Source organism: Ruegeria sp. BF10, assembly GCF_056538725.1.
Map to the genome: position 1 here is coordinate 270,320 of NZ_JBQFTR010000002.1, position 20,064 is coordinate 290,383.

The following is a 20,064-nucleotide window of genomic DNA, read 5'->3' on the forward strand; positions in this document are numbered from 1 at the left end:
CGCTTAACTTGCTGAGAATGAATGATGATTGAAAACTGGTACAGGGCCGACGAGGCACGGAAATGGCGGGATCGGGCCGGAACAGATCCCGCAGATCAGGAGCTGGGCGAACGTGTCTATACCTCGCGGCTGATCGGTCAGAACCCGGACCTCCTGATGCACGGAGGAGGCAACACGTCGGTCAAGCTGGAACGCCCTGATCTGTTCGGCGATCCGCAGCGCGTTCTGCATGTCAAGGGATCTGGGTGGGATCTGGACAGCATCGAGGCGCCGGGCCTGCCAGGTGTGTGGCTTGATCCTTTGATGAAACTGCGCGCATTGGACCATCTGTCAGACGCGCAGATGGTCAATGTTCAGCGCGCCAATCTGTTGGACTCGGGTTCACCGAACCCCTCTGTGGAAACACTGTTGCATGCATTTCTGCCGCATAAATATGTGGATCACACGCACGCGACACCCTTTCTGGTGCTCGCCAATCTGCCAAATGCCAAGGATGTCTGCCGCGAGATTTTTGGCGACCGATTGGGCATTGTGCCCTATATCATGCCTGGCTTCGGGCTGGCCAAAAAGGCGGCCGAGGTGTTTGACGAAAACCCGAATGTCGAAGGGCTTCTGCTGCTTCAGCATGGGCATTTTACGTTCGGCGCGACGGCGCAGGAAAGCTATGACCGGATCGTGGCGCATACCAACGAGGTTGCTGCCTATTTCGGAATGAAGGACCTGACGACAATTGGCCGTCGCGATCCGGCTGAGAATCTTGAGGTATTGCCGATCCTGCGCGGGGTCATCGCCGAAGTGGCGGCTCAACGGGATGACCCGATGCCGGTTTTTGACCTTCGCAACGGGCCGGAAGTGATGCGGTTTTTTGATCGTCCGGACATTGATACACTGGCCCAGCGGGGCATGGCGTCGCCGGATCACGTATTGCGAACGAAAGGATGCCCGCTTGTTTTGCGGGCGCCGGACCTATCCGGGGGACGGTCACGGATCAAGGCAAAGGTCGAAGAGTTTGCCAAAGACTATCGGGAATACTTTGAACGGCAGGCGCCGCAGGCCGACGAACCCAAGAAACTGTTGCCCCAAGACCCCAAGCATGCCTGGATCGAGGGTGTGGGGATCCTGGGAATGGGCCCGAACGCGAAGGCTGCCTCGGCAGCGGCGGATCTTGCGGAACAAAACCTGCGGGTGCGAACGGTGGGCGAAGACGCGGGCGGTTTTTTCCCCATCAATGAAAAAGATCGCTTTGATTGTGAATACTGGTCCTTGGAACAGGCGAAGCTGGGCAAAAGCTCAGCGCCTCCGCTTCAGGGTAAGATCGTGATGGTGACCGGCGGTGCTGGGGCGATAGGTCTGGCGACCGCCAAGGCCTTTGCTGAAGCCGGTGCAAATGTCGTTCTGGTGGATCGGGATGAACGGGCGTTGGCAGATGCCAAATCGACCCTTGGCACATGGCATTCGACATATGCCTGCGACGTCACCGAGAAAGGCGCCGCAGATGCCGCGATTGCGGCGACGATACACCGGTTTGGTGGGCTCGATGTAATGGTATCGAATGCCGGGGCCGCGACTTCGGGCGCGTTGCTGGATCTTGACGACGAGGAATTCCGAGCGGCTTTCGAGCTGAATTTCTTCGCGCACAAGGCGTTTGCGACACAGGCTGCCCGAGTGATGCAAGCTCAGGGCCGCGGCGGTCAGATCCTGTTCAATATCTCGAAACAGGCGATCAACCCGGGCCGGAACATGGGGGCCTATGGCACGCCAAAAGCCGCCACCCTGTTCCTGTTGCGCCAGTTGACACTTGAATTGGCCGAATACGGAATCCGTGTGAACGGGGTGAATGCAGATCGAATTCGGTCTGGCCTGCTGACGGATGGGTTCATTCAGGAACGCGCTGCCGCACGTGGCGTTTCCGAGGAGACCTATATGTCAGGCAACCTGCTGGGCCGCGAAGTCGAGGCAAAGCATGTCGCGCATGCCTTTGTTGCGCTGGCGCTGATGGAACGCACCACCGGTCATGTCGTGACGGTGGATGGCGGCAACACCGAAGCCGAACTTCGGTAACGCCTTTACCCGATTGGTTCCCGGCCTGTGGCGTATCGTTGTGCCTCAGGCAGGAACCGCTGTTCGGTTCTCGCGGATCGGCAGGTGTACTATCGCGCTGAAGGCACCGATCGCGACCCCGATCCACCAAACCATGTTGTAGTCGCCATACTGGTCATACATGCGCCCGCCAAGCCAGACACCCAGAAAGCTGCCGATCTGGTGGCTCAGGAAGATAAAACCATAGAGCGTTCCCATATAGCGCAAACCGTAAAGATGCGCGACGAGACCCGAAGTCAGCGGCACGGTGGCCAGCCAAAGCGATCCCATCACCAGCGAGAACACGATGACCGTAAGCGGTGTGATCGGAAACACGATGAACAAAGCCGCGGCAATCGTCCGGCCCGTATAGACTGCGGCCAGAAGGTATTTTTTCGGAAAGTGGTTGCCGGTCCAGCCCGCCAGTAGCGTACCGCCGATATTAGCCAAACCGATCAATGAAATCGACACGGCACCCAGGGCCGATGTGGAGGTGATCCCGATTGCATGCAGTACACCTCCGGGCTGGATTGGCCCGCACATCTCGGTCACGAATGCCGGGAAATGCGCGGTGATGAAGCCCAGTTGGTATCCGCAGCTGAAAAATCCCAGGAATATCAGCGCGTAGGAAGGGTCGCGGAACGCCTTGCCCAGTATCTCGCTCATGCTTTCTTCCAGCTCAAACTTCGAGGCGGGCTGTGGTGCGCGCATGAAGGGCAAGGTCAGCACAAGCGCGAGAATCGCCACGGCGAATACGACAAAGACGTGCTGCCATGGCAGGAATGACAGAAGCCATTCCGCGGTTGGCGCCCCCAGAACCTGCCCAAAGCTGCCCGCGGCGGTAACAATGGCCAGCGACATGGACCGGTTTTCGTCGGTGGACGCGCGACCGACAACCGCCAGAACCACACCAAACCCGGTTCCGGCGATGCCGAAACCCACCAGCCAAGCGTATATCTGATGCTCGAACGGCGTAACGGACCACGCCGTCAGCACCATGCCAGCCGCGTAGGTGAGAGCGCCAAGAATGATGGCTCGGCGATCGCCCACCTTTTCGGCAATCGCAGCAAAGATCGGCTGCCCGATGCCCCAGGCCAGGTTCTGAACTGCAATCGCCATCGAGAAATCGGTCCGCAGCCAGCCGAACTCATCCGCTATCGGAATCTGGAATACGCCGAACGAAGCGCGCACGGCGAAGCTGACCGTGATGATGATACATCCGACAATCAGAATCGGATTCAACAAGCGGACGGATTGGGACATGGGACCTCAGGCGTTACGTCCGGAGGACCGTATTACTTTTGGTGTCACCGTCAATTCAGCAGATTTGCGGACACGGATAAACAAAATTGATGTGTCGCCAAAAATGGCTTCTTTTCAACGGGCGAGGTGACGGGTAAGGCTCGGATTCATGACGGATCTTATTTCGCTTTACGAGGCCCGCATCGCGGACGGAACGCTGACACGCGACGACGCGCAAGAGGCCGTTCTGCCCCAATTCGAACGTATCCGGGCGGCACTGTCCAAGCCGGTCAAACGCGGGCTCTTCCGCAAGGCGCCTCCGCCCCCCAAAGGATTGTACCTATGGGGCGGTGTCGGGCGTGGAAAATCGATGCTGATGGACATGTTCGTCGATACGCTGGGCAATATCCCGGCACGGCGTGTGCATTTTCATGCCTTTATGCAGGAAATCCATGCTGGAATGCACAAGGCACGGCAACAGAATGTCGAGGATGCCCTGGCACCGGTGGCGAAGGAGGTGGTCAACTCAGTTCGCTTGCTCGCATTTGACGAAATGCAGATCACCGACATTACGGACGCGATGATCGTCGGGCGGCTGTTTGACTTGTTGCACGAGGGCGGCGTGGTCGTGGTTACCACGTCGAACAGGCATCCCGACGATCTGTACAAGGATGGGCTGAACCGGCAGCTGTTTCTGCCGTTCATCGCGCATATCAAAGAGCAGTTGCAGGTGTGGGAGTTGGTGTCGCCCACGGACTATCGGCAGAACCGGTTGGAGGGTGCCCCGGTCTATTTCACTCCGATTGGCCCAGAAGCCCGGCAAAAAATCCGGCAGGTCTGGACAGATCTTGCCGGTGGGCCCGCTGATCCGCTTGTGTTGCACGTCAAAGGTCGGGCCGTTGAATTGCCCGCCTTTCGCAACGGGGTGGCGCGGGCTTCCTTCTATGATCTGTGTGGCCGCATGTTGGGACCGGGGGATTATCTGGCGATTGCGGAAGAAGTGAAGGTGCTGGTGCTTGAGGACATCCCGCGCCTGTCTCGGAACAATTTCAACGAAGCCAAGCGTTTTGTCACCCTGATCGATGCGCTTTACGAAGCCAGGGTGCGTTTGATCTGTTCGGCTGCGGCCGAACCCGAGATGCTGTATGTCGAAGGCGAAGGAACCTTCGAATTTGAACGCACGGCATCGCGCCTGCGGGAAATGCAGGATCAGGATTGGGGGCGACAGGGGCGCTGATCCGCCCGTATCGCCCGCCCCATCCAAGACCGTGTCAGCAAGGGCAAGAGGCTGGAACGCGCCTACGCGTTTTCTTGCAGAATTTTTCCGGCCAGGTAGAGCGAGCCGCAGATCAGAACACGCGCCTGCGGGTCATTGTCCGTGATCACTTTCAATGCGTCCGCTACGCTGTCAGCGGTGGATGCGGGCAGGTTGACCTTGGCCGCAGCCGCAGCGGTTTCTTCCGCGCTGAGCGTTGCGGTCTCGCCCGGAATGGACACGGCTGTCAGACTTGTCGCCTTCTCTGCCAGAGGTGCGAGATACCCGGTCACATCCTTGGTGTTGAGCATGCCGCAGATCATGTGCGTCGGTTTTGGCGGCAGATTCGCCAACACATCCGCCAACGCGACACCTGCGGCGGCGTTGTGACCGCCATCCAGCCAAATCTCGGCCTGCGGCGCCTGATCGACGAGCGGGCCGGATTTCAGCCGCTGCATGCGTGCCGGCCATTCGGCCTTGGTGACAGCGGCATCGTATGCGTCATCGCCCATGTTCAGATGGCGCAGAACCGCCAACGCTGCGCCCGCATTCTGAACCTGATGTGCGCCCAGAAGGTTGGGCAGAGGCACATCTCGCAAACCGGTTTCGTCCTGATAGATCAGACGTCCGTTTTCTTCCTGCACGTGCCAGTGCTGACCATGAACCAACAAAGGCGCACCCAATCGGGCGGCCGTGTATTCGATGACCTCAAGCGCTTCGTCCTGTTGCGGGCCGACAATGCACGGAACGCCAGGCTTGATGATGCCCGCTTTTTCCGCCGCGATCTTGCCCAAAGTACCACCCAGGAACTGTTCATGATCGATGGATACGGGGGTAATAACCGTGACGGCCGGGTTTTCGATCACATTTGTGGCGTCCAGACGCCCGCCCAGCCCGACCTCGAGCAATGTGAAATCTGCCTTGGCGCGGGCAAAGGCCAACAGGGCGGCGCATGTGGTGATCTCGAAATAGGTGATGTTTTCGCCGCCATTGGCAGCGTAGCATTCATCCAGAATTGCCGTCAGTTCTGGCTCCGAGATCAGCTCTCCGGCCAATCGAATACGTTCATGAAAACGGGCCAGATGCGGCGAGGTATAGGCGTGTACCGAGCGCCCTGCCCCCTCAAGCCCCGCTCTGATCATCGCCTGAGTCGAGCCCTTGCCGTTGGTCCCGGCAATATGGATGACCGGCGGCAGTTTCAGCTGAGGATTGTCCAGTGCAGCCAGCAAACGCCAGACACGGTCCAAGGTCAGATCAATGATCTTGGGGTGCAGCGCCATCATCCGGTCGAGGATGGCGTCGGACGTCTTGGCCGTCATTTCTGATCTGTCTCTTCGGCGGGGGGGTCTGTTGCGTCGGTTGGCTCCGGTGCAGGCAGATCGCCCATGATCGCCGGCGGCAGATTCATCAGCATCCGCGTGATGGTGATTAACTCGTCGCGCATTTCGGTACGTTTAGTGACACGGTCCAGCATACCGTGATCCAGCAGGTATTCGGCACGCTGAAAGCCTTCGGGCAGTTTTTCGCGAATCGTCTGCTCGATCACGCGAGGTCCGGCAAAGCAGATCAGCGCATTGGGTTCCGAGATATGGACATCGCCCAGCATCGCATAAGATGCAGTGACCCCGCCAGTCGTCGGATGAGTCAGAACAACGATATATGGCAGGTTGGCTTCCTTCAGCATCTCGACTGCCACAGTGGTGCGCGGCATCTGCATCAGGCTGAGGATACCTTCCTGCATACGGGCGCCACCGGCAGCCGAGAAAAGGATCAGAGGACGCTTGAGTTTTACCGCTTCCTGCGCGGCAGCGATGATCGCGTTGCCGACATACATCCCCATCGATCCGCCCATGAACGAAAAGTCTTGCGCGGCGGCCACGATTGGGGTGCGGCCGATTTCACCCAAGGCGACCAGCATGGCTTCTTTTTCGCCGGTCTTCTTCTGCGCTGCTTTCATGCGATCGGGGTATTTCTTCTGATCGCGGAATTGCAACGGGTCGTCTTTTGGCGCAGGCACCTCGAGTTCCGTAAAGATCCCGCCGTCAAACAAGTGCTTGAACCGCTCACGCGGCGTGATCGCCATGTGGTGGTCGCACTGTGTGCAGACATTCTGGTTTTCCGCCAGCTCGCGATGGAACAGCATCGTTCCGCATTCGTCGCATTTGTGCCAGAGGTTTTCAGGCACTTCGCGGCGTGAGAAGATCGAGTTTATCCGGGGGCGGACGTAGTTTGTGATCCAGTTCATGTCGGAACCTTGGCTTGTGCGGTGTTGACGTCAAATAGGACGCCATGGAAGGAATTGCAATCAACGCCTGAGCGCAAGTCGCGCGGCCAGCCAGCAAACGAACATCACGGCAAGGTCCACCAGAAGCCAGGGACGAAGCTGTTTGGCATCAGATGCATCGAACGGAAGGGTGAACAGGGCCAGCCCGTTCAGGTTGTCAGGCAACGAGATGAACAGCAACGCAATGATGTTGTTGAAAAAATGCAAGGCTATAGCTGGCCCCAATGTTCCGGCCCGTGCCGTCAGGTCCGATGTCAGCACACCGAAAACGCAAGCCCATAGCGCAATCAGCAGCGCGTTGTCGCCAGCCATGTCGGGCGTGTAATGTCCGATTGCAAACAGGATGGAGGGGACCCCCATCCAGATGACAGGGGATTGGAATCTGGCTGCCAGGGTTTGCTGAATATATCCTCGGAACAACAGTTCTTCGGCGCTGGTCTGCACCAGAACAACCAAGGCCGAGACCGGCAACAGAAGAAGCCAGGTCGACAATGGCAGATTCTGCGACAGAGATCCGCCAAAGCCGTAAGGCGGCAGCAGGAACCCGACAACGCCCAAAATAAGCAATGCTTTCAACACTTTCAGGAATTGACCCGCGGCCAATCGGTACCCGCCGACAATGGACACCAATGACCTGTGCTGAACCTGCCGCGCGGCGACGGCCACGCCCAGAATGATGAAACCGAAGCTGGCCAACAGCAACAGCAGCGCGAGGGGTGAACCGCCCATCAGAAGCGTCTGCGCCCAGCTTTCCGGGCCCATCCCGGCAACCACGGTAAAAAACACCATGTTCAGAACGCTGACCAGCACGGCAACCAGCAAGAGCCCCAGCAACAGGCGCCAGATTTCCGGTTTGCCGCGTGCGGTTTCGACCAGATGGTCATGAGCGGAATATGCTTTAGGCATTTTCACCCGTGCTTTCCTGAATCGCCTGATCCGTAATGGTCGGGAGCAGTTCCTCGGGGTTCTGCGCCGCATTGATTCTTGTGGACAACGTAGTCAGATACCCCGCAACAGTCTGTAGCAATTGCGTCGCAACCGAAGCATCGCTTTCGACCACCGCACGCAGTTCCTCGGCACCGATACGCAGGAAACTGCTATCTTCGGTGGCGACCAGATCCAGTTGTCTGGGCTCTCCCGTGATGATCGAGAGATCACCGATCAGTCGCCCGGGCTCGATGATCGAGATCGGGCGTTTTTGTCCATCATCCGTGGGCCAGTCCAGCCTGGCCTGCCCCGAGACGCACAGATACGCCGCGTCGGGCGCCTGACCACGCGAGAAGATGACTTGCCCCGCTGCTGCTTCGTACCATTGCGCTGAGAAAGCAAGCAGCCGCTGGTTGCGGCCATCCACACCGGAAAACAACTCGGTCGCGGAAATGATCTCGAGCTTGCGGCTCAGATCGTCAGACGTGCTGTCTTCTGGCGTGGATTTGGATCGAGACACACCGTCGATACGACCATCCTTGATTTCCACAAACAGATCATACGCTTCGGGATGTGCAAAGTGATCTTCCATAAAGATCATGATGGATTCCGGCAACAATTCCCGCAGTTTCAGGCGGGTGCGCAACCGGCTTTCGGAATCATGACTTGCCAGGGCCCTGTCCAGAATCAGGACGTCAGGCCGTTTGATCCCCGCGCGTGAGAACGCGGCACGCTCCTGAAAGACGGTCGGCAAATTGTTCCCGCCCAGGCCTGTTGGCAGATCGTAGATGATGGCAGCTGCACGGCGTCGCAGGCCGGCTTCGTTCATGGCTTCGGCCACAACGTCTTCTATTTCGTCCGCGTGTGCACCGGCCATCAACGACACCCGGCCGTAGATCGCGTTTTCCATCACGGTCAGGCGCGGCACATAAATGTCCGGCGCAACTGACATGAACATGCCGCCCATCGCATCCCGCAGCCGCTTGGCCTGGCTTTTGCGGATGGCAAGAATCTTTTCCTTGTATTCTTCCGGGAAGTTTGGGCCGATCTGCTCGGCCGTCAACAGGAACGGTACCGTCAATAGCAAGGCACGCTCCTGGTCACTCACTGCCGTATCGCCTTTGGATTTGCGCCGTTCTTCGATATCCAGCAATTTGTGATACATGTCTTTGGACATGCCAAGCTTCAGGAAAAGCGGGTGATCCGCCCCGTCCCGCCCGAAGGTCTTGCTGAGCGTGTCCATGACAGCCTGAGAGATGCTGATCACGTCGTCCGCCAGATCATGGGCGCTGAGCATCTGAACGAACCGTTCGTCACCCGCCAGAATATCCGGAGAAATGTCCCTGGATGGTGCGGCGAACAACAGGTTGCCACCCAGCGGAACTGCCGGGTTGAACCGATCAGGGTCAAACCGGTACACATAGCGATCAAGCCCCTTTTCAGCCAGGCGCTTGGCGATGGTCCCTCGTAGATTGACAACTTCCTGTGCCAGAACCGGGTGAATCTCCGGGTCGAACTGCGTACGCAATGTACGGCGGAACATGAACTCGTCGATGCCCATCGCTTCCACCAGCTGGAACCACCAGTCACGTATGTCGTCGATATCGTCAAGACCGGCGAGGCCGGGATCAATCCATTCATCGTCCAGAGAATCCGGTGAATTGCCTGCGCGAACAGCTTCGATCTGCCACCGCGTCGGAGCCCTGAGCGTATCTGCTTGATGTCGCGGATGCGTGCGCAAAGGCATCAAGAGGTTGTCGCCCAACGTCCCGTCGAACAGGTAGGGGCGCGAATAGGCATAGCCGATCCGGGCCGCGATGACGGCCTGATGCAGACCCCGCAGATCATGCCCGGCTATGATCACCTCACCCTGAGCCGGCAATACCTCACGTGTCAGAAGCTGTCCCAACGCACTGCGTTCCGACGCCTGTCCAGACTGAATTGCGACGCGCGCGCCACGCGGAATGGTCAGATCAAGATCTTCGAGAACGGTTTTACCATCGCTGTCGCGAACCGTCACGTTTCGCAGCTCGATGTCGCCAGTCAGTCGCGGGATGGTTTCAGGCTCACCCAGGAACAGTTCTTCCGGTATCATGTTGTCCGGCGCAAACCTCTCGGTGACGATATCCCACCGCAAAGACATGTCCTGGACCTGGTTGTAATAGGTCAGCAATTCCTTCCACGGGCCGCTCAGATCCTTGTAGGCGCCCAACGCGGCAACCAGCGCACCGACGGTCACTTCACCGGTAATCGCCAGATATCCACCCACTGAATAAAACAGGAAAGGTGTCATCTGAGTTATCAGGTTGTTGAGGAACTTCATGAAGAATTTTTTGTTGTAGATCTTGAAACGGATCTCGAACAGTTTCCCCAGCCGATGGCTGAATTGCGCAAGGCGATAGCGCCATCCTCCGTTGGTACGCAGATCGCTGATACCCGCCGCAGTTTCGCCGATCTCCGAGCTCAGACGTCGAACTTCCTGAATGCGGTCCTTGTTCAGAAGGTTGATTTGCCGCTGAAGCTTGGGGATCAGCCAGGCCTGAAGCGGGATCAGCGCGATACTGGCAAGTCCGAACCAAACGCTTTGCATGAACAGGAAGGTGACGATCGTCATCATCTGGCCGAACTGGAAAACCGGCTGCGCGATGGCATCCCCCATCAGGCCACCCATCGGTTCGGCCTCGGACGTGATCATCGATACCAGCTCACCCTGGCTGGTTGTCGCAAAATAGGATTTCGGAAACCGCATCGACCGTTGAATCAACGTGTAGCGCAAGCGCCGCAGCATGCGCTCTGCAAGGACACCCTTCATCGTGTTGATGCGCATCTTCATGACACCGCTCACGATCACCGTCGCCAGGAATGCAACGCACAGTATCATCAGATACTGAACCTGCGTCACGGTGAAGTTCCAGATGGTTACCGTGTCACCCGGCGCGCCGATTGCGTCGTTGATGATTTGTTTGGGCAATTCCAGCGAAGCGTAAAGAAACGGGAACGACAGGACCGTGAGCAGTAGAAGAACAAGTTGCTGTTTCTTCGAATATTTCCAAATGAAGGCAAATAAAGTGGACTCCATAACCTGGCCTTGTCATGCGCTAAACTGTTGTGTGGCTGTTCTTGGGGTGACCCACTTTGCAGGAGCCAAACGGTAAGCACTGACCCGGTACATTGCAAGAATAGACCGGGTCAGTTTCAGCATGTTGCACCTAACCAGATTGCGGGCAGACCCCAACAGGAAAACACAAAGCTTCGACAGCAATTCAGTTATTGCGGTTTTGTTCATGCCGTTGTTCTTGACTAAGGCCGAACATTATCGGACGACGTGGCCATGGGCAGGATTCTGGATCGCTATTTTCATCGCAAGATTCTGAGGCGCTGGCGCCGGGCCGCGCATCAGGCGCCGTTTGCCAGCCAGGCGGATTTGCGTTTGCAACGGGATCAGGCCCGCGGTTTGCGCAGGCATCTTGATCATTTGATTCAGCAGGCAGACAGCCGCCTGATCCGGCCAACGATTGGGTCCACGCAATTTCCCAAACCCGTCGGAACAGACTGGAGCTGCCGACCCGACCTATGGCGCGGACCTCTGACGCAACCGGGTGTGGCTTCGGCGCCGCGAAAGACCGTTCTGGACCGTCAGGTCAGCCTGTTCCACGATTGCCCGCTTTCCGAAATTGCCGTGCGGCAAATCCGAAACAGAGGGGACAGAGATCTGGCTCCGTTCAGTCTCGTGGTCGAGGTTTTCAGCTTTGGGGGATCCTTTCTGTCCGTTTCGGTCGAATTGCTTGAGGACGCTGCAATTCACCTAACGCGCGAGCACCTTGTGAGGGTGGAAACCCTGATCGAGTGTGAAAAGCCATTGGGCGTGTTCGCGCGCCTCAACATTCAGCACGGGCCCAATATGGAACAGGTGTTGCGAAGCCTTGATCCCGGCGAGGTGTCAAAAGCCGTGGATTTTGATCTTGCGCACCTTCCCCTGAATGAGCGCAGGATCGAAAAAATGTGGCTGGATCTGATTTTTGAATCGCCCGAAATGAATCGCATGGTGGTCCGGGATCTTACGTTTTGCCGTTTTCATCGCGCCGATTTGTGAGAAGATCAGTCATGACGCAGACCAAGCTAACCTTCATCCGTTTCGAAAACGGAATCTGGCAAGGCCACATTCAAGCCAGCAATACGCCAAACCCCGAGGTAAGCTATCAGGGCGAAACCCTGAGCGATGTTGACCTGTCGCCCGCAGAAGACGGATGGGACTTGCGCATTCAGGTGCCTGTTGCCGCTCTATCCGAAGGCGTCCACACGTTCGTCGTTGCAGATGCAACCACGACCGAGAAACTGGGAAGCTTCACCGTGATTGCCGGTGAGCCCGCCGCAGATGATCTCAGGGCCGAAATTGATTTGCTGCGGGCTGAGCTGGATATGCTGAAACGCGCTTTCCGCCGGATCTGCCGAGACGACCCCTGATCCGTTCCGGCCGGTTTTCCTGTCAATCTTGCCAGATTCGTGCATCATCAGCGTTTTCAGAGCGGATCGCGCCTTGTCATGGATCGCAGCAGCATAGTCAAAGTCATCGCGTTGATGGTGACAGGGTTTGGCATCGGCATCGATTTTACCGGTGCCCTGATGCTGGTGCCTGCGATCGAAAACAGCTTTGACGCCGATATCACCAGCACCCAATGGGTTCTGAACATCTATGCCTTGTTTTTCGCCATGACCATGGTCGCAGGCGGGCGGCTTGGCGACATGTACGGCCACCGCAGGATGATGCTTTTTGGCTTGTCGATCTTTCTGTTTTCCTCGGTCATGTGCTTTGTTTCGCCCAGTCTTGACTTCCTGATCGTTGCACGCGCGTTGCAAGGTATTGGCGCAGGATGCGTCTGGCCTTGCACGCTGGCCTTCGGGGCAACCAAAGTATCAAAACCAGAACATCGAGCCTTGGTGATGGGGCTTATTCTGGCGGGTGTGACGACCGGCAACGTGTTTGGCCCGATGATCAGCGGCTTGGCTGTGAACCTGGGGGAGTGGCGGTATTTCTTCCTCGCCAATGTGGTCTTTTCCTGCATTTCGATGGCCACCGCGCTGATCCTGATGGAACGGGAAACCCACCACAAAAAGGGTGAGCCTCTCGACCTCGCCGGAATGGGTGTTTTGTCCTTTGCCGTATTAGCTCTGCTTTACGGTCTGGATGTGGGCGCAGATTGGGGATGGACGTCCGTTCCGTTGGTGATGCTGTTTTTCATCAGCGCTGCGCTTTTCATTCTGTTCCCCAAAGTCGAAAAACGCGTGACAGAGCCGCTGCTTTTGCCGCAGATGATGCAAAACCGCGAGTTTCGCATCACCCTTGGCCTGAACATGTTCAACGTGTCCGCGGCTTTTGTGGGGCTGCTGTATTTCCCGCAATACATGCAAAAGGTGCTGGGCTGGTCGACGTTTGAATCGGCACTGGGCCTGGCGCCGCTAACCGTGTTGCTTGCCGTGGGATCAATTGTTTCAGGCACGCTTTACAATGATTTCGGCCCCAAGCGGTTGCTGTTCTGGGGGTATCTGATTGCCACGATTGGGGCCGCGACGATTGTGGTGATGCCCAGCGATCTGGGGTACTATCGTATCCTGCCCGGCATGGCGATGATCGGACTGGGCGCAACTTTGACGGTTGGGCCGTCCGGCACGGCTGCAATGTGTGCCGTGAAGCCGGAACGGGCTGGGCTGGTTGGCGGCCTGAGCTTCATGACCCACCTGGTTTATGGCGCAATCTCTGTCGCCTGCGCCACGGCCATCATGTACGTCGTCAGCCTGTCTGAGCTTCGCCAGTATGTGGCCGCTTCCGGTATCAAGCTGACGGAAGCAGAGCTTCGGACGATCAACGGCGGAACACTTGATACGCCATCCGCCCACGCGGTTATCAGCCGGTTGTCACCCAGCGAGGCAGAGACGGTTCAACGGGCATTGTCGGCGGCGTTTGACAGCGGGATGAGTATGGCTTTCGTCTTTTCGGCCTTGTCCGTTTCGGTCGGTCTCGTTCTGGCGCTGCTTCTCGACGAAAAGAAACTGCACCGGATCGAAAGCTGAAACCGGTCCGAAAGGGCTGCGACATGCGCAGCCCTTTGCGTTTTACTGTGACGGCCCGTTGGGGTTGAAGGCCGACAACCCCTTCAGGATATCAATGGCATAGGCCAGCTGGTAATCCTCTTCCCTCAGCTCTGCCGTTGCCTGGGCCTTGGCGCGATCTTCTTCGATCTGGCGGATCTCGTCTTCGCTCAGGCTGTCATTGTTGAGGCTGCCGCGCAGGTCGGCCTCGGACCGTGAACGGGCATTGGTTTCTTCCTCTTCCGGTTCAGGCGCCGGGCGGGGTTGTTCCACGATGATATCAGGGCTGACGCCCAGAGCCTGAATCGACCGCCCTGACGGGGTATAATACCGGGACGTGGTCAGGCGCATCGCACCATCGCCCCGCAGCGGCATCACCGTCTGAACCGACCCCTTGCCGAAGCTTTTGGTGCCGACGACGATAGCGCGGCGATGATCCTGCAAGGCACCGGCAACGATTTCGGACGCAGAAGCCGAACCGCCATTGATCAGCACGACAATGGGTTTGCCTTCCGCCAGATCGCCGGGGGTGGCATTGAACCGCTCACCCTCTTCCGGGTCCCGTCCACGGGTCGATACGATTTCACCTTCGTTCAGGAACGCATCCGAAACTTTGATGGCCTGTGTCAACAGACCGCCCGGGTTGTTGCGCAGGTCCAGTACGACACCATTGACCTTGTCGATGCCACCGGCTTCTTCGATCTGTTCCCGTAACCCTTCCTGCAAGTTGGGGAAGGTCTGATCATTGAAGGTCGTTACGCGCAGGACGACGCTCGTGCCTTCGGTGCGCGCACGAACGGCGGTCAGCTTGATCGTGTCACGGATAATGGTGACGTCGAACGGATCAGGCTCACCTTCGCGCACGACGGTAATGACGATCTCGGAGCCGACCGGACCCCGCATCAGATCCACCGCCTTGTCCAGCGTCAGGCCCAGAATGCTTTCGCCATCCACATGTGTGATGAAATCGCCGGCTTCGATCCCGGCCTCGTCAGCGGGTGTGTCGTCGATGGGTGACACGACTTTGACAAAACCGTCTTCCTGCGTGACCTCAATGCCCAGCCCACCGAACTCGCCCCGGGTCTGCACGCGCATCTGTTCGGCATCATCGGGCGAGAGATAACTGGAATGCGGATCAAGAGAGGTCAGCATGCCATCGATTGCAGCCTCGATCAGTTCTTCGGGCTCGACCTCTTCGACATATTGTGCGCGGATGCGCTCGAAAATGTCACCGAACAGGTCAAGCTGTTCATAGACGCTGGCCTTGTTCACGGCCTCTTGCGCCAACAGGGGGCCTGCGATCTGCGTTGTTGCAAGAATGCCTGCCAACGTTCCGGCCAAACCGGCCATCACAAATTTCTTCATACTCGTTTATCCATCCTTGTCGGTCCGAAACCACGTTTCCGGGTCCACCGGGCTGTTATCTTCTCTTACCTCTATATAGAGCGTTTCTGGGCGATCAGTTCCAGTGCCATCACCGCTTGTTGACAATATTGCGCCGATTTCCGGCGTTTCACCCGGCATCAGGCCAACCGGAGTGCCTTTGGGGATCACCTGCCCGGGTTGACCATAGACCTCTTGCAAGCCCGAAAACACGAACAACAGGCCCGGTTGCGGCTCCAGAATGACCAGGTTTCCCAGATCCAGCAATGGCCCGCGATAGCGGATCGTGGCCGCGGTCGGGGATGTTACAAGCGCACGGGAACGGGTGCCGATGACCAGACCTGCGCGGGCGACGCCTGCGGCGTCCGGTTCACCGGCCTTGTGCAGCATGACGCCCTGCACCGGCAAGGGAATCTGTCCTTTCTGATCCAGGATGCTTGCGTCGGTTTCAATGATCTCACCTTCCGAGATTTCTGACAGACCGCTTGCAAAGCCATCCAGAGTCTCGGTCGAAGATATCAGAATGGCCGTGCGCACCGGGTCTTCGACAAACCGACGCGGCAAATCGGTGCGGTCGGCAATCGCTTCGCTCAACTTTGTGCGGGCATCCTGCACACCGCGCAGCCCTTCGGTCAAAGTTTCCGAGGCGCTTTGTTGCAGCAGACGCAAGGTCTGAACTTCTTGCAGGTCCTGCGCCAGCGCTTGCGCTTTTGCATTGAGCCCAGGCGTGACCTCAGACAGCATCATTCCGGCCCGCGCCGCGCCCAATGGGCCTGAAGGGTGTAGCATCAGCACTGGCGGTGCGGTCGTTTCGATGGTCTGCAATACGCCAAGCAACTGCCTGACGTCCTTCTCACGCGCGCTCAGTTGCGCGCTCAGTTGCGCTTCGCGTGTTGCAGCCTTGCGCAGACCGGTCCGCATCGCGCTCAGCCCGGCCTCATAGGCTTGTATCGTTTTGGTCAGCGCCCGCACCCGATCCCTTGCGCCTTCTGCTTCGCTCAGAGAGATCGACGCCTGTTCCAGCATCCTTGCCGCATCCAGTGCTGCCCGAGAAGAGTCGGTCTGGGCACAGGCCTGACAAGCTGAAAGCAGCACAATCGCTAGGGCGGTCAGCCTCATGACAGCAGGCTTTCTCCGGTCATTTCCGCCGGTTTGGGCAGGTTCATCAAGTCAAGCAGTGTCGGCGCCAAATCAGATAACCGCCCCTGACTCACCTGCGCGCCCTCTGGCCCTCCGACCAAAGCTATGGGCACCGGGTTCAGCGTGTGCGCCGTATGCGGGCCGCCGGTCTCCGGATCAACCATCACTTCGCAGTTACCGTGATCGGCGGTGAGGATCATTGCACCACCTGCTTTTTCCAAGGCGGCAACGACCTGAGCCAACCCTGCATCAACGGCCTCGCATGCCTTGATCGCAGCTTGAAGATCGCCGGTATGCCCGACCATATCAGGGTTGGCGTAATTGGTTACGATCAGGTCGTAGCCTTGTTCAATCGCCTCGACAAATTTGGCTGTGACCTCGGCCGAGGACATCTCGGGTTGCAAGTCATAGGTCGCAACCTTGGGTGACTTGGGCATAAAGCGATCTTCACCCTGTTCAGGGGTTTCCTTGCCCCCATTCAGGAAAAAAGTGACATGGGGGTATTTTTCGGTTTCAGCCAGCCGGAACTGACGCAACCCCTGCTTGGCGACCCATTCCCCGAGCGTGTTCACAATCGCCCGTTTCGGAAAAACCGTGGTCATATATGCGTTATGACCGTCCGAATACTCTACCATACCCAGCAGCGCCGACAGTTTCGGCCGCGGCCCGGTTTCGAACTCGGCAAAGCCCGGTTCACCAATCGCGCGCAGGATTTCGCGAGCACGATCTGCACGGAAGTTAAGGCAGAAAAAGCCATCGCCGTCGGTGACGCCCTTGTAACCCTGCAACACGGTTGGCGTAATGAATTCGTCAGACTCAGATTGGTTGTAGGCATGGTCCACGGCGCCATGTGCGGTGCTGGCGACCCTGCCCTTGCCGTTGATCATCGCGTCATAGGCTTCTGCGATCCGTTCCCAGCGATTGTCGCGATCCATGGCGAAATAGCGACCGCTTACCGTGACAACACGAGCCCCCTCGGGCAGCCGTTCTTCCAACTGGGAAAGATAGGTCAGCGCAGATTTGGGGGCCACGTCGCGCCCGTCCGTGACGGCATGAAGGGCGACCGGAACACCGGCATCCGAAATGGCCTTGGTTGCCGCGATGATGTGGTTCAGGTGCCCGTGGACACCACCGTCCGAGACCAACCCCATGAGGTGAGCCGTCCCCCCTGAGGATTTGACCTTGGAAATGAAAGCCTGCAACGCCTCATTGCCAAAGAATGAACCGTTTTCGATAGCCAGGTCGATCTGACCCAGATCCATGGCCACAACACGGCCCGCGCCTATGTTTGTATGACCGACTTCGGAGTTACCCATCTGCCCGCTGGGCAGACCTACGTCCGGGCCATGCGTTGTCAGTGTGGCATGCGGGCATTTGGCCATGATCGCGTCAAAGGTCGGCGTATTCGCCAGATGGGGCGCATTCGCCTGTGTGTCGTCTGACACGCCCCACCCATCAAGAATGCACAGAACAACGGGTTTGGGGGTTGGCATTGAAATTCTCCGATTACTGCTCTTGGGTCTTCTTCTAGCGTCTGGCCGGCAAGGGGTGAACCATCTTTGCGGCAAATTACGCAGAATTAATCAAACGACCTGCCAGCTTCGGGCCATCGCTGGAAAACAACGGTCCCCTGAATTTTTCGACGCAGAGCCATCATGGTATGATCGGTGGAAACCCGGACGAGACTAGCCTTTGAGGTAACGCGTGTATGGCTTTGCCTTGCGGTTGCGATACTTGACCGTCAGTTCCAGCGGCGTGTCGTTTTCATCATAGATACCGATCATGATGCCCGTACCCCCGCTTCGGGTCCGCATATCGATCAATTGCTGTTCGGACCGGGTGGTGCGCTGTGACGGGCGCCGCGCCCAGGCAAACAGGTGGTCGTACATTTGCGCGATGACATCCGAATGATCCGCGCTGTCACCCAGATCCACCAGTTCGTCGGGGTCGTTTTCCAGATCGAACAGGATCGGCCTGTACCCGCCCTCGCAATGGATGAGCTTCCACTTTTCATTCGCGACCATGAACATCACCGCGTCGCGAACGGATACGTTCAACCGCTGCGCAATGGGTGAGGCGGAATAGTCATACTCGCAGATCGCGACCTGTCGGGGCGTTTTGTCGGACTGACCATGCAGGATCGGCAGCAGGGAATGCCCCTCGAGAATATGTCCGGCATTTTCACCACCTGCCAGTTCCAGAAACGTCGGCGCCAGATCGATCGACTCGACCAGCGCGCCGCAGGTGGTGCCGCGCGTGAGGTCCGCTTCGGGTGACGGGTCATAAATGATCAGCGGCACTTTGGTAGAGGCATCGTGGAAGAAAGTCTTCTCACCCATCCAGTGGTCGCCCAGAAAATCACCGTGATCCGAGGTCAGCACGATCATCGTGTCGTCCATCCTCCCGGTTTTCTCCATCCAGTCGAACAGGCGGCCCATCTGGTCATCAGCTTGCTTGATCAGCCCCATGTAAGCCGGGATCACCGCCTCGCGGACATCCTTTCGTGAAAATGCCTGCCCGACCTTGGTATCCATGAAGGCCTTCAGGACGGGGTGGGCATTCTTTCGCTCAGCTTCCGAGCGGACCACGGGCACGACATGTTCGGGCCCGTACATCGAAGCGTAAGGTTCCGGCACGATGTAAGGCCAGTGAGGCTTGATGTAGCTGAGGTGACAGCACCAAGGTCCGTCATGGCTGTCCATGAACTCGATTCCACGGGTGGTCAGGTATGGTGTTTCACTGTCCTCTTCCGCAATGTTTGCAGGCTCGGATGAATTCTTCAGGAACCAGCCCGACAGCACGTTGCCATCCGCATCCAGACCGGAATTGGCAAAGTCATGCCACGGATTGTCGCTCTCGTATCCCTTGTCTGCAAGGTAATGGTTGTATTTCTTTGCCCCGTCCGGGTCATAGAACCCGTCCGGACCCTCGGCACGCAACCCGTCATCGCGTTCGAACACGTCAAACCCGCATTCCGCGACGCGGGCGCCGATGACGCTGTCGGGCTCCAGCCCAAGACGGGCCATCCCCTCGGCATCCGCGGCCATATGGGTCTTGCCGACCAGCCAGCAATCCATTCCCGCCTTGCGCAGGTGGTCGCCCAACGTGATCTCACCCACTTTCAGAGGGATGTTGTTCCATGAGGCCCCATGGGAATGCACATATCGTCCGGTATAGGTCGACATGCGTGAACTGCCGCAAATCGGCGACTGGATGTAGGCACGGTCAAAGCGGACACCGCGCGCGGCCAGACGATCGATATTCGGAGTATGCAGATGTGGGTGCCCGTAACAGCTCAGATAATCCCAGCGCAGCTGGTCGAACATGATGAACAGGATATTCTTTGCCTTGGCCAACGCGGTGCCTCCCCGAAAGTCATGGGGACCTAGTTAGCCACTTCCATCCGCAGAGCGAAGCAAAACTTGCTTCAGGTCTGCTGTTCCATCTGTTCCAGCATCTTCCTGGCACGTTTGCATTGCAATTGGTCGCGCAGCGGGCTGTCCGGGTCGACATCCTTTTGGCACACAACGCATTTATCGGCGCCCGAGATCGCATTCAGGCCACCGCAGCTGCCTTTGATGGTCTTGCCCATCAGCATGACACCCAATGACATACCGACCATGACAAGCGCCAAAAGAATAAAGGCCAGAATAAAAGTGCTCATCTC

General features: G+C 57.9%; 15 protein-coding genes. 5 read left to right on the plus strand and 10 right to left on the minus strand.

Annotated elements, in window-relative coordinates; translation table 11 throughout:
• The first annotated feature begins 21 nt into the window (after positions 1-21).
• Positions 22-2,061, plus strand: coding sequence for a bifunctional aldolase/short-chain dehydrogenase (locus ACR0DJ_RS11025; protein WP_480684949.1), 2,040 nt, complete (start codon positions 22-24; stop codon positions 2,059-2,061).
• A gap of 45 nt (positions 2,062-2,106) precedes the next feature.
• On the opposite strand, the gene ACR0DJ_RS11030 is transcribed toward ACR0DJ_RS11025, so the two are convergent.
• Complete coding sequence (locus ACR0DJ_RS11030) at positions 2,107-3,342, minus strand: MFS transporter (protein ID WP_425079668.1); 1,236 nt, start codon at positions 3,340-3,342, stop codon at positions 2,107-2,109.
• A gap of 148 nt (positions 3,343-3,490) precedes the next feature.
• Here ACR0DJ_RS11030 and zapE point away from each other — a divergent pair, with 148 nt between their 5' ends.
• Entirely contained in the window at positions 3,491-4,558 is a 1,068-nt protein-coding gene (zapE, locus tag ACR0DJ_RS11035; protein WP_425079669.1) for a cell division protein ZapE, read from the plus strand.
• A 62-nt stretch (positions 4,559-4,620) separates the two neighbouring features.
• Here the strand turns inward: zapE and ACR0DJ_RS11040 are convergent, their stop codons facing one another.
• From ACR0DJ_RS11040 to ACR0DJ_RS11055, 4 genes are read right to left on the minus strand one after another with little or no spacing between them, the layout of a single operon-like run.
• On the minus strand, positions 4,621-5,895 hold the full coding sequence (locus ACR0DJ_RS11040) for a bifunctional folylpolyglutamate synthase/dihydrofolate synthase (RefSeq protein ID WP_480684950.1): 1,275 nt from the start codon (positions 5,893-5,895) through the stop codon (positions 4,621-4,623).
• Entirely contained in the window at positions 5,892-6,821 is a 930-nt protein-coding gene (accD, locus tag ACR0DJ_RS11045; protein ID WP_170345291.1) for an acetyl-CoA carboxylase, carboxyltransferase subunit beta, read from the minus strand. The genes ACR0DJ_RS11040 and accD overlap by 4 nt, the downstream gene beginning before the upstream one ends.
• 60 nt (positions 6,822-6,881) lie before the next feature.
• On the minus strand, positions 6,882-7,766 hold the full coding sequence (locus ACR0DJ_RS11050) for a CPBP family intramembrane glutamic endopeptidase (RefSeq protein ID WP_480684951.1): 885 nt from the start codon (positions 7,764-7,766) through the stop codon (positions 6,882-6,884).
• On the minus strand, positions 7,759-10,866 hold the full coding sequence (locus ACR0DJ_RS11055) for an ABC transporter transmembrane domain-containing protein (protein WP_480684952.1): 3,108 nt from the start codon (positions 10,864-10,866) through the stop codon (positions 7,759-7,761). Before ACR0DJ_RS11055 ends, ACR0DJ_RS11050 begins: the two co-directional genes overlap by 8 nt.
• A gap of 252 nt (positions 10,867-11,118) precedes the next feature.
• Between ACR0DJ_RS11055 and ACR0DJ_RS11060 the strand changes: the two genes are divergently transcribed.
• The 3 genes from ACR0DJ_RS11060 (at position 11,119) to ACR0DJ_RS11070 (ending at position 13,856) form a co-directional block, all read left to right on the plus strand.
• Entirely contained in the window at positions 11,119-11,880 is a 762-nt protein-coding gene (locus ACR0DJ_RS11060; RefSeq protein WP_480684954.1) for a DUF6478 family protein, read from the plus strand.
• An 11-nt stretch (positions 11,881-11,891) separates the two neighbouring features.
• On the plus strand, positions 11,892-12,251 hold the full coding sequence (locus ACR0DJ_RS11065) for a hypothetical protein (protein WP_480684955.1): 360 nt from the start codon (positions 11,892-11,894) through the stop codon (positions 12,249-12,251).
• Positions 12,252-12,329: 78 nt separating this feature from the next.
• Complete coding sequence (locus tag ACR0DJ_RS11070; protein WP_480684957.1) at positions 12,330-13,856, plus strand: MFS transporter; 1,527 nt, start codon at positions 12,330-12,332, stop codon at positions 13,854-13,856.
• Positions 13,857-13,898: 42 nt separating this feature from the next.
• Here the strand turns inward: ACR0DJ_RS11070 and ACR0DJ_RS11075 are convergent, their stop codons facing one another.
• The 5 genes from ACR0DJ_RS11075 to nqrM all read right to left on the minus strand — a co-directional run bounded on the left by ACR0DJ_RS11075 (position 13,899) and on the right by nqrM (position 20,061).
• On the minus strand, positions 13,899-15,239 hold the full coding sequence (locus ACR0DJ_RS11075; protein WP_170345285.1) for a S41 family peptidase: 1,341 nt from the start codon (positions 15,237-15,239) through the stop codon (positions 13,899-13,901).
• A 6-nt stretch (positions 15,240-15,245) separates the two neighbouring features.
• Positions 15,246-16,376 carry a murein hydrolase activator EnvC family protein gene (locus ACR0DJ_RS11080; protein ID WP_480684958.1) on the minus strand — a complete coding sequence of 377 codons (1,131 nt, stop codon included), beginning with the start codon at positions 16,374-16,376 and terminating at the stop codon, positions 15,246-15,248.
• The gene (gene gpmI / locus ACR0DJ_RS11085; RefSeq protein WP_480684959.1) at positions 16,373-17,890 is read right to left on the minus strand and encodes a 2,3-bisphosphoglycerate-independent phosphoglycerate mutase; all 1,518 of its coding nucleotides are present in this window, start codon (positions 17,888-17,890) and stop codon (positions 16,373-16,375) included. Before gpmI ends, ACR0DJ_RS11080 begins: the two co-directional genes overlap by 4 nt.
• 192 nt (positions 17,891-18,082) lie before the next feature.
• Positions 18,083-19,753, minus strand: a complete 1,671-nt coding sequence (locus ACR0DJ_RS11090; RefSeq protein ID WP_480684960.1) for a sulfatase-like hydrolase/transferase — start codon at positions 19,751-19,753, stop codon at positions 18,083-18,085.
• Positions 19,754-19,824: 71 nt separating this feature from the next.
• Positions 19,825-20,061: a (Na+)-NQR maturation NqrM gene (gene nqrM, locus ACR0DJ_RS11095; RefSeq protein ID WP_170345281.1), complete on the minus strand. Its 237-nt coding sequence runs from the start codon at positions 20,059-20,061 to the stop codon at positions 19,825-19,827.
• Positions 20,062-20,064: the final 3 nt, after the last annotated feature.

What these genes read in the sequence shown, in the direction of transcription:
- nqrM (WP_170345281.1), bottom strand. Translation starts at nt 20,061, where the DNA reads ATGAGCACTTTTATTCTGGCCTTTATTCTTTTGGCGCTTGTCATGGTC.
- ACR0DJ_RS11075 (WP_170345285.1), bottom strand. Translation starts at nt 15,239, where the DNA reads ATGAAGAAATTTGTGATGGCCGGTTTGGCCGGAACGTTGGCAGGCATT.
- ACR0DJ_RS11080 (WP_480684958.1), bottom strand. Translation starts at nt 16,376, where the DNA reads ATGAGGCTGACCGCCCTAGCGATTGTGCTGCTTTCAGCTTGTCAGGCC.
- ACR0DJ_RS11050 (WP_480684951.1), bottom strand. Translation starts at nt 7,766, where the DNA reads ATGCCTAAAGCATATTCCGCTCATGACCATCTGGTCGAAACCGCACGC.
- ACR0DJ_RS11055 (WP_480684952.1), bottom strand. Translation starts at nt 10,866, where the DNA reads ATGGAGTCCACTTTATTTGCCTTCATTTGGAAATATTCGAAGAAACAG.
- zapE (WP_425079669.1), top strand. Translation starts at nt 3,491, where the DNA reads ATGACGGATCTTATTTCGCTTTACGAGGCCCGCATCGCGGACGGAACG.
- ACR0DJ_RS11025 (WP_480684949.1), top strand. Translation starts at nt 22, where the DNA reads ATGATGATTGAAAACTGGTACAGGGCCGACGAGGCACGGAAATGGCGG.
- ACR0DJ_RS11065 (WP_480684955.1), top strand. Translation starts at nt 11,892, where the DNA reads ATGACGCAGACCAAGCTAACCTTCATCCGTTTCGAAAACGGAATCTGG.
- ACR0DJ_RS11040 (WP_480684950.1), bottom strand. Translation starts at nt 5,895, where the DNA reads ATGACGGCCAAGACGTCCGACGCCATCCTCGACCGGATGATGGCGCTG.
- gpmI (WP_480684959.1), bottom strand. Translation starts at nt 17,890, where the DNA reads ATGCCAACCCCCAAACCCGTTGTTCTGTGCATTCTTGATGGGTGGGGC.
- ACR0DJ_RS11030 (WP_425079668.1), bottom strand. Translation starts at nt 3,342, where the DNA reads ATGTCCCAATCCGTCCGCTTGTTGAATCCGATTCTGATTGTCGGATGT.
- ACR0DJ_RS11070 (WP_480684957.1), top strand. Translation starts at nt 12,330, where the DNA reads ATGGATCGCAGCAGCATAGTCAAAGTCATCGCGTTGATGGTGACAGGG.
- ACR0DJ_RS11060 (WP_480684954.1), top strand. Translation starts at nt 11,119, where the DNA reads ATGGGCAGGATTCTGGATCGCTATTTTCATCGCAAGATTCTGAGGCGC.
- accD (WP_170345291.1), bottom strand. Translation starts at nt 6,821, where the DNA reads ATGAACTGGATCACAAACTACGTCCGCCCCCGGATAAACTCGATCTTC.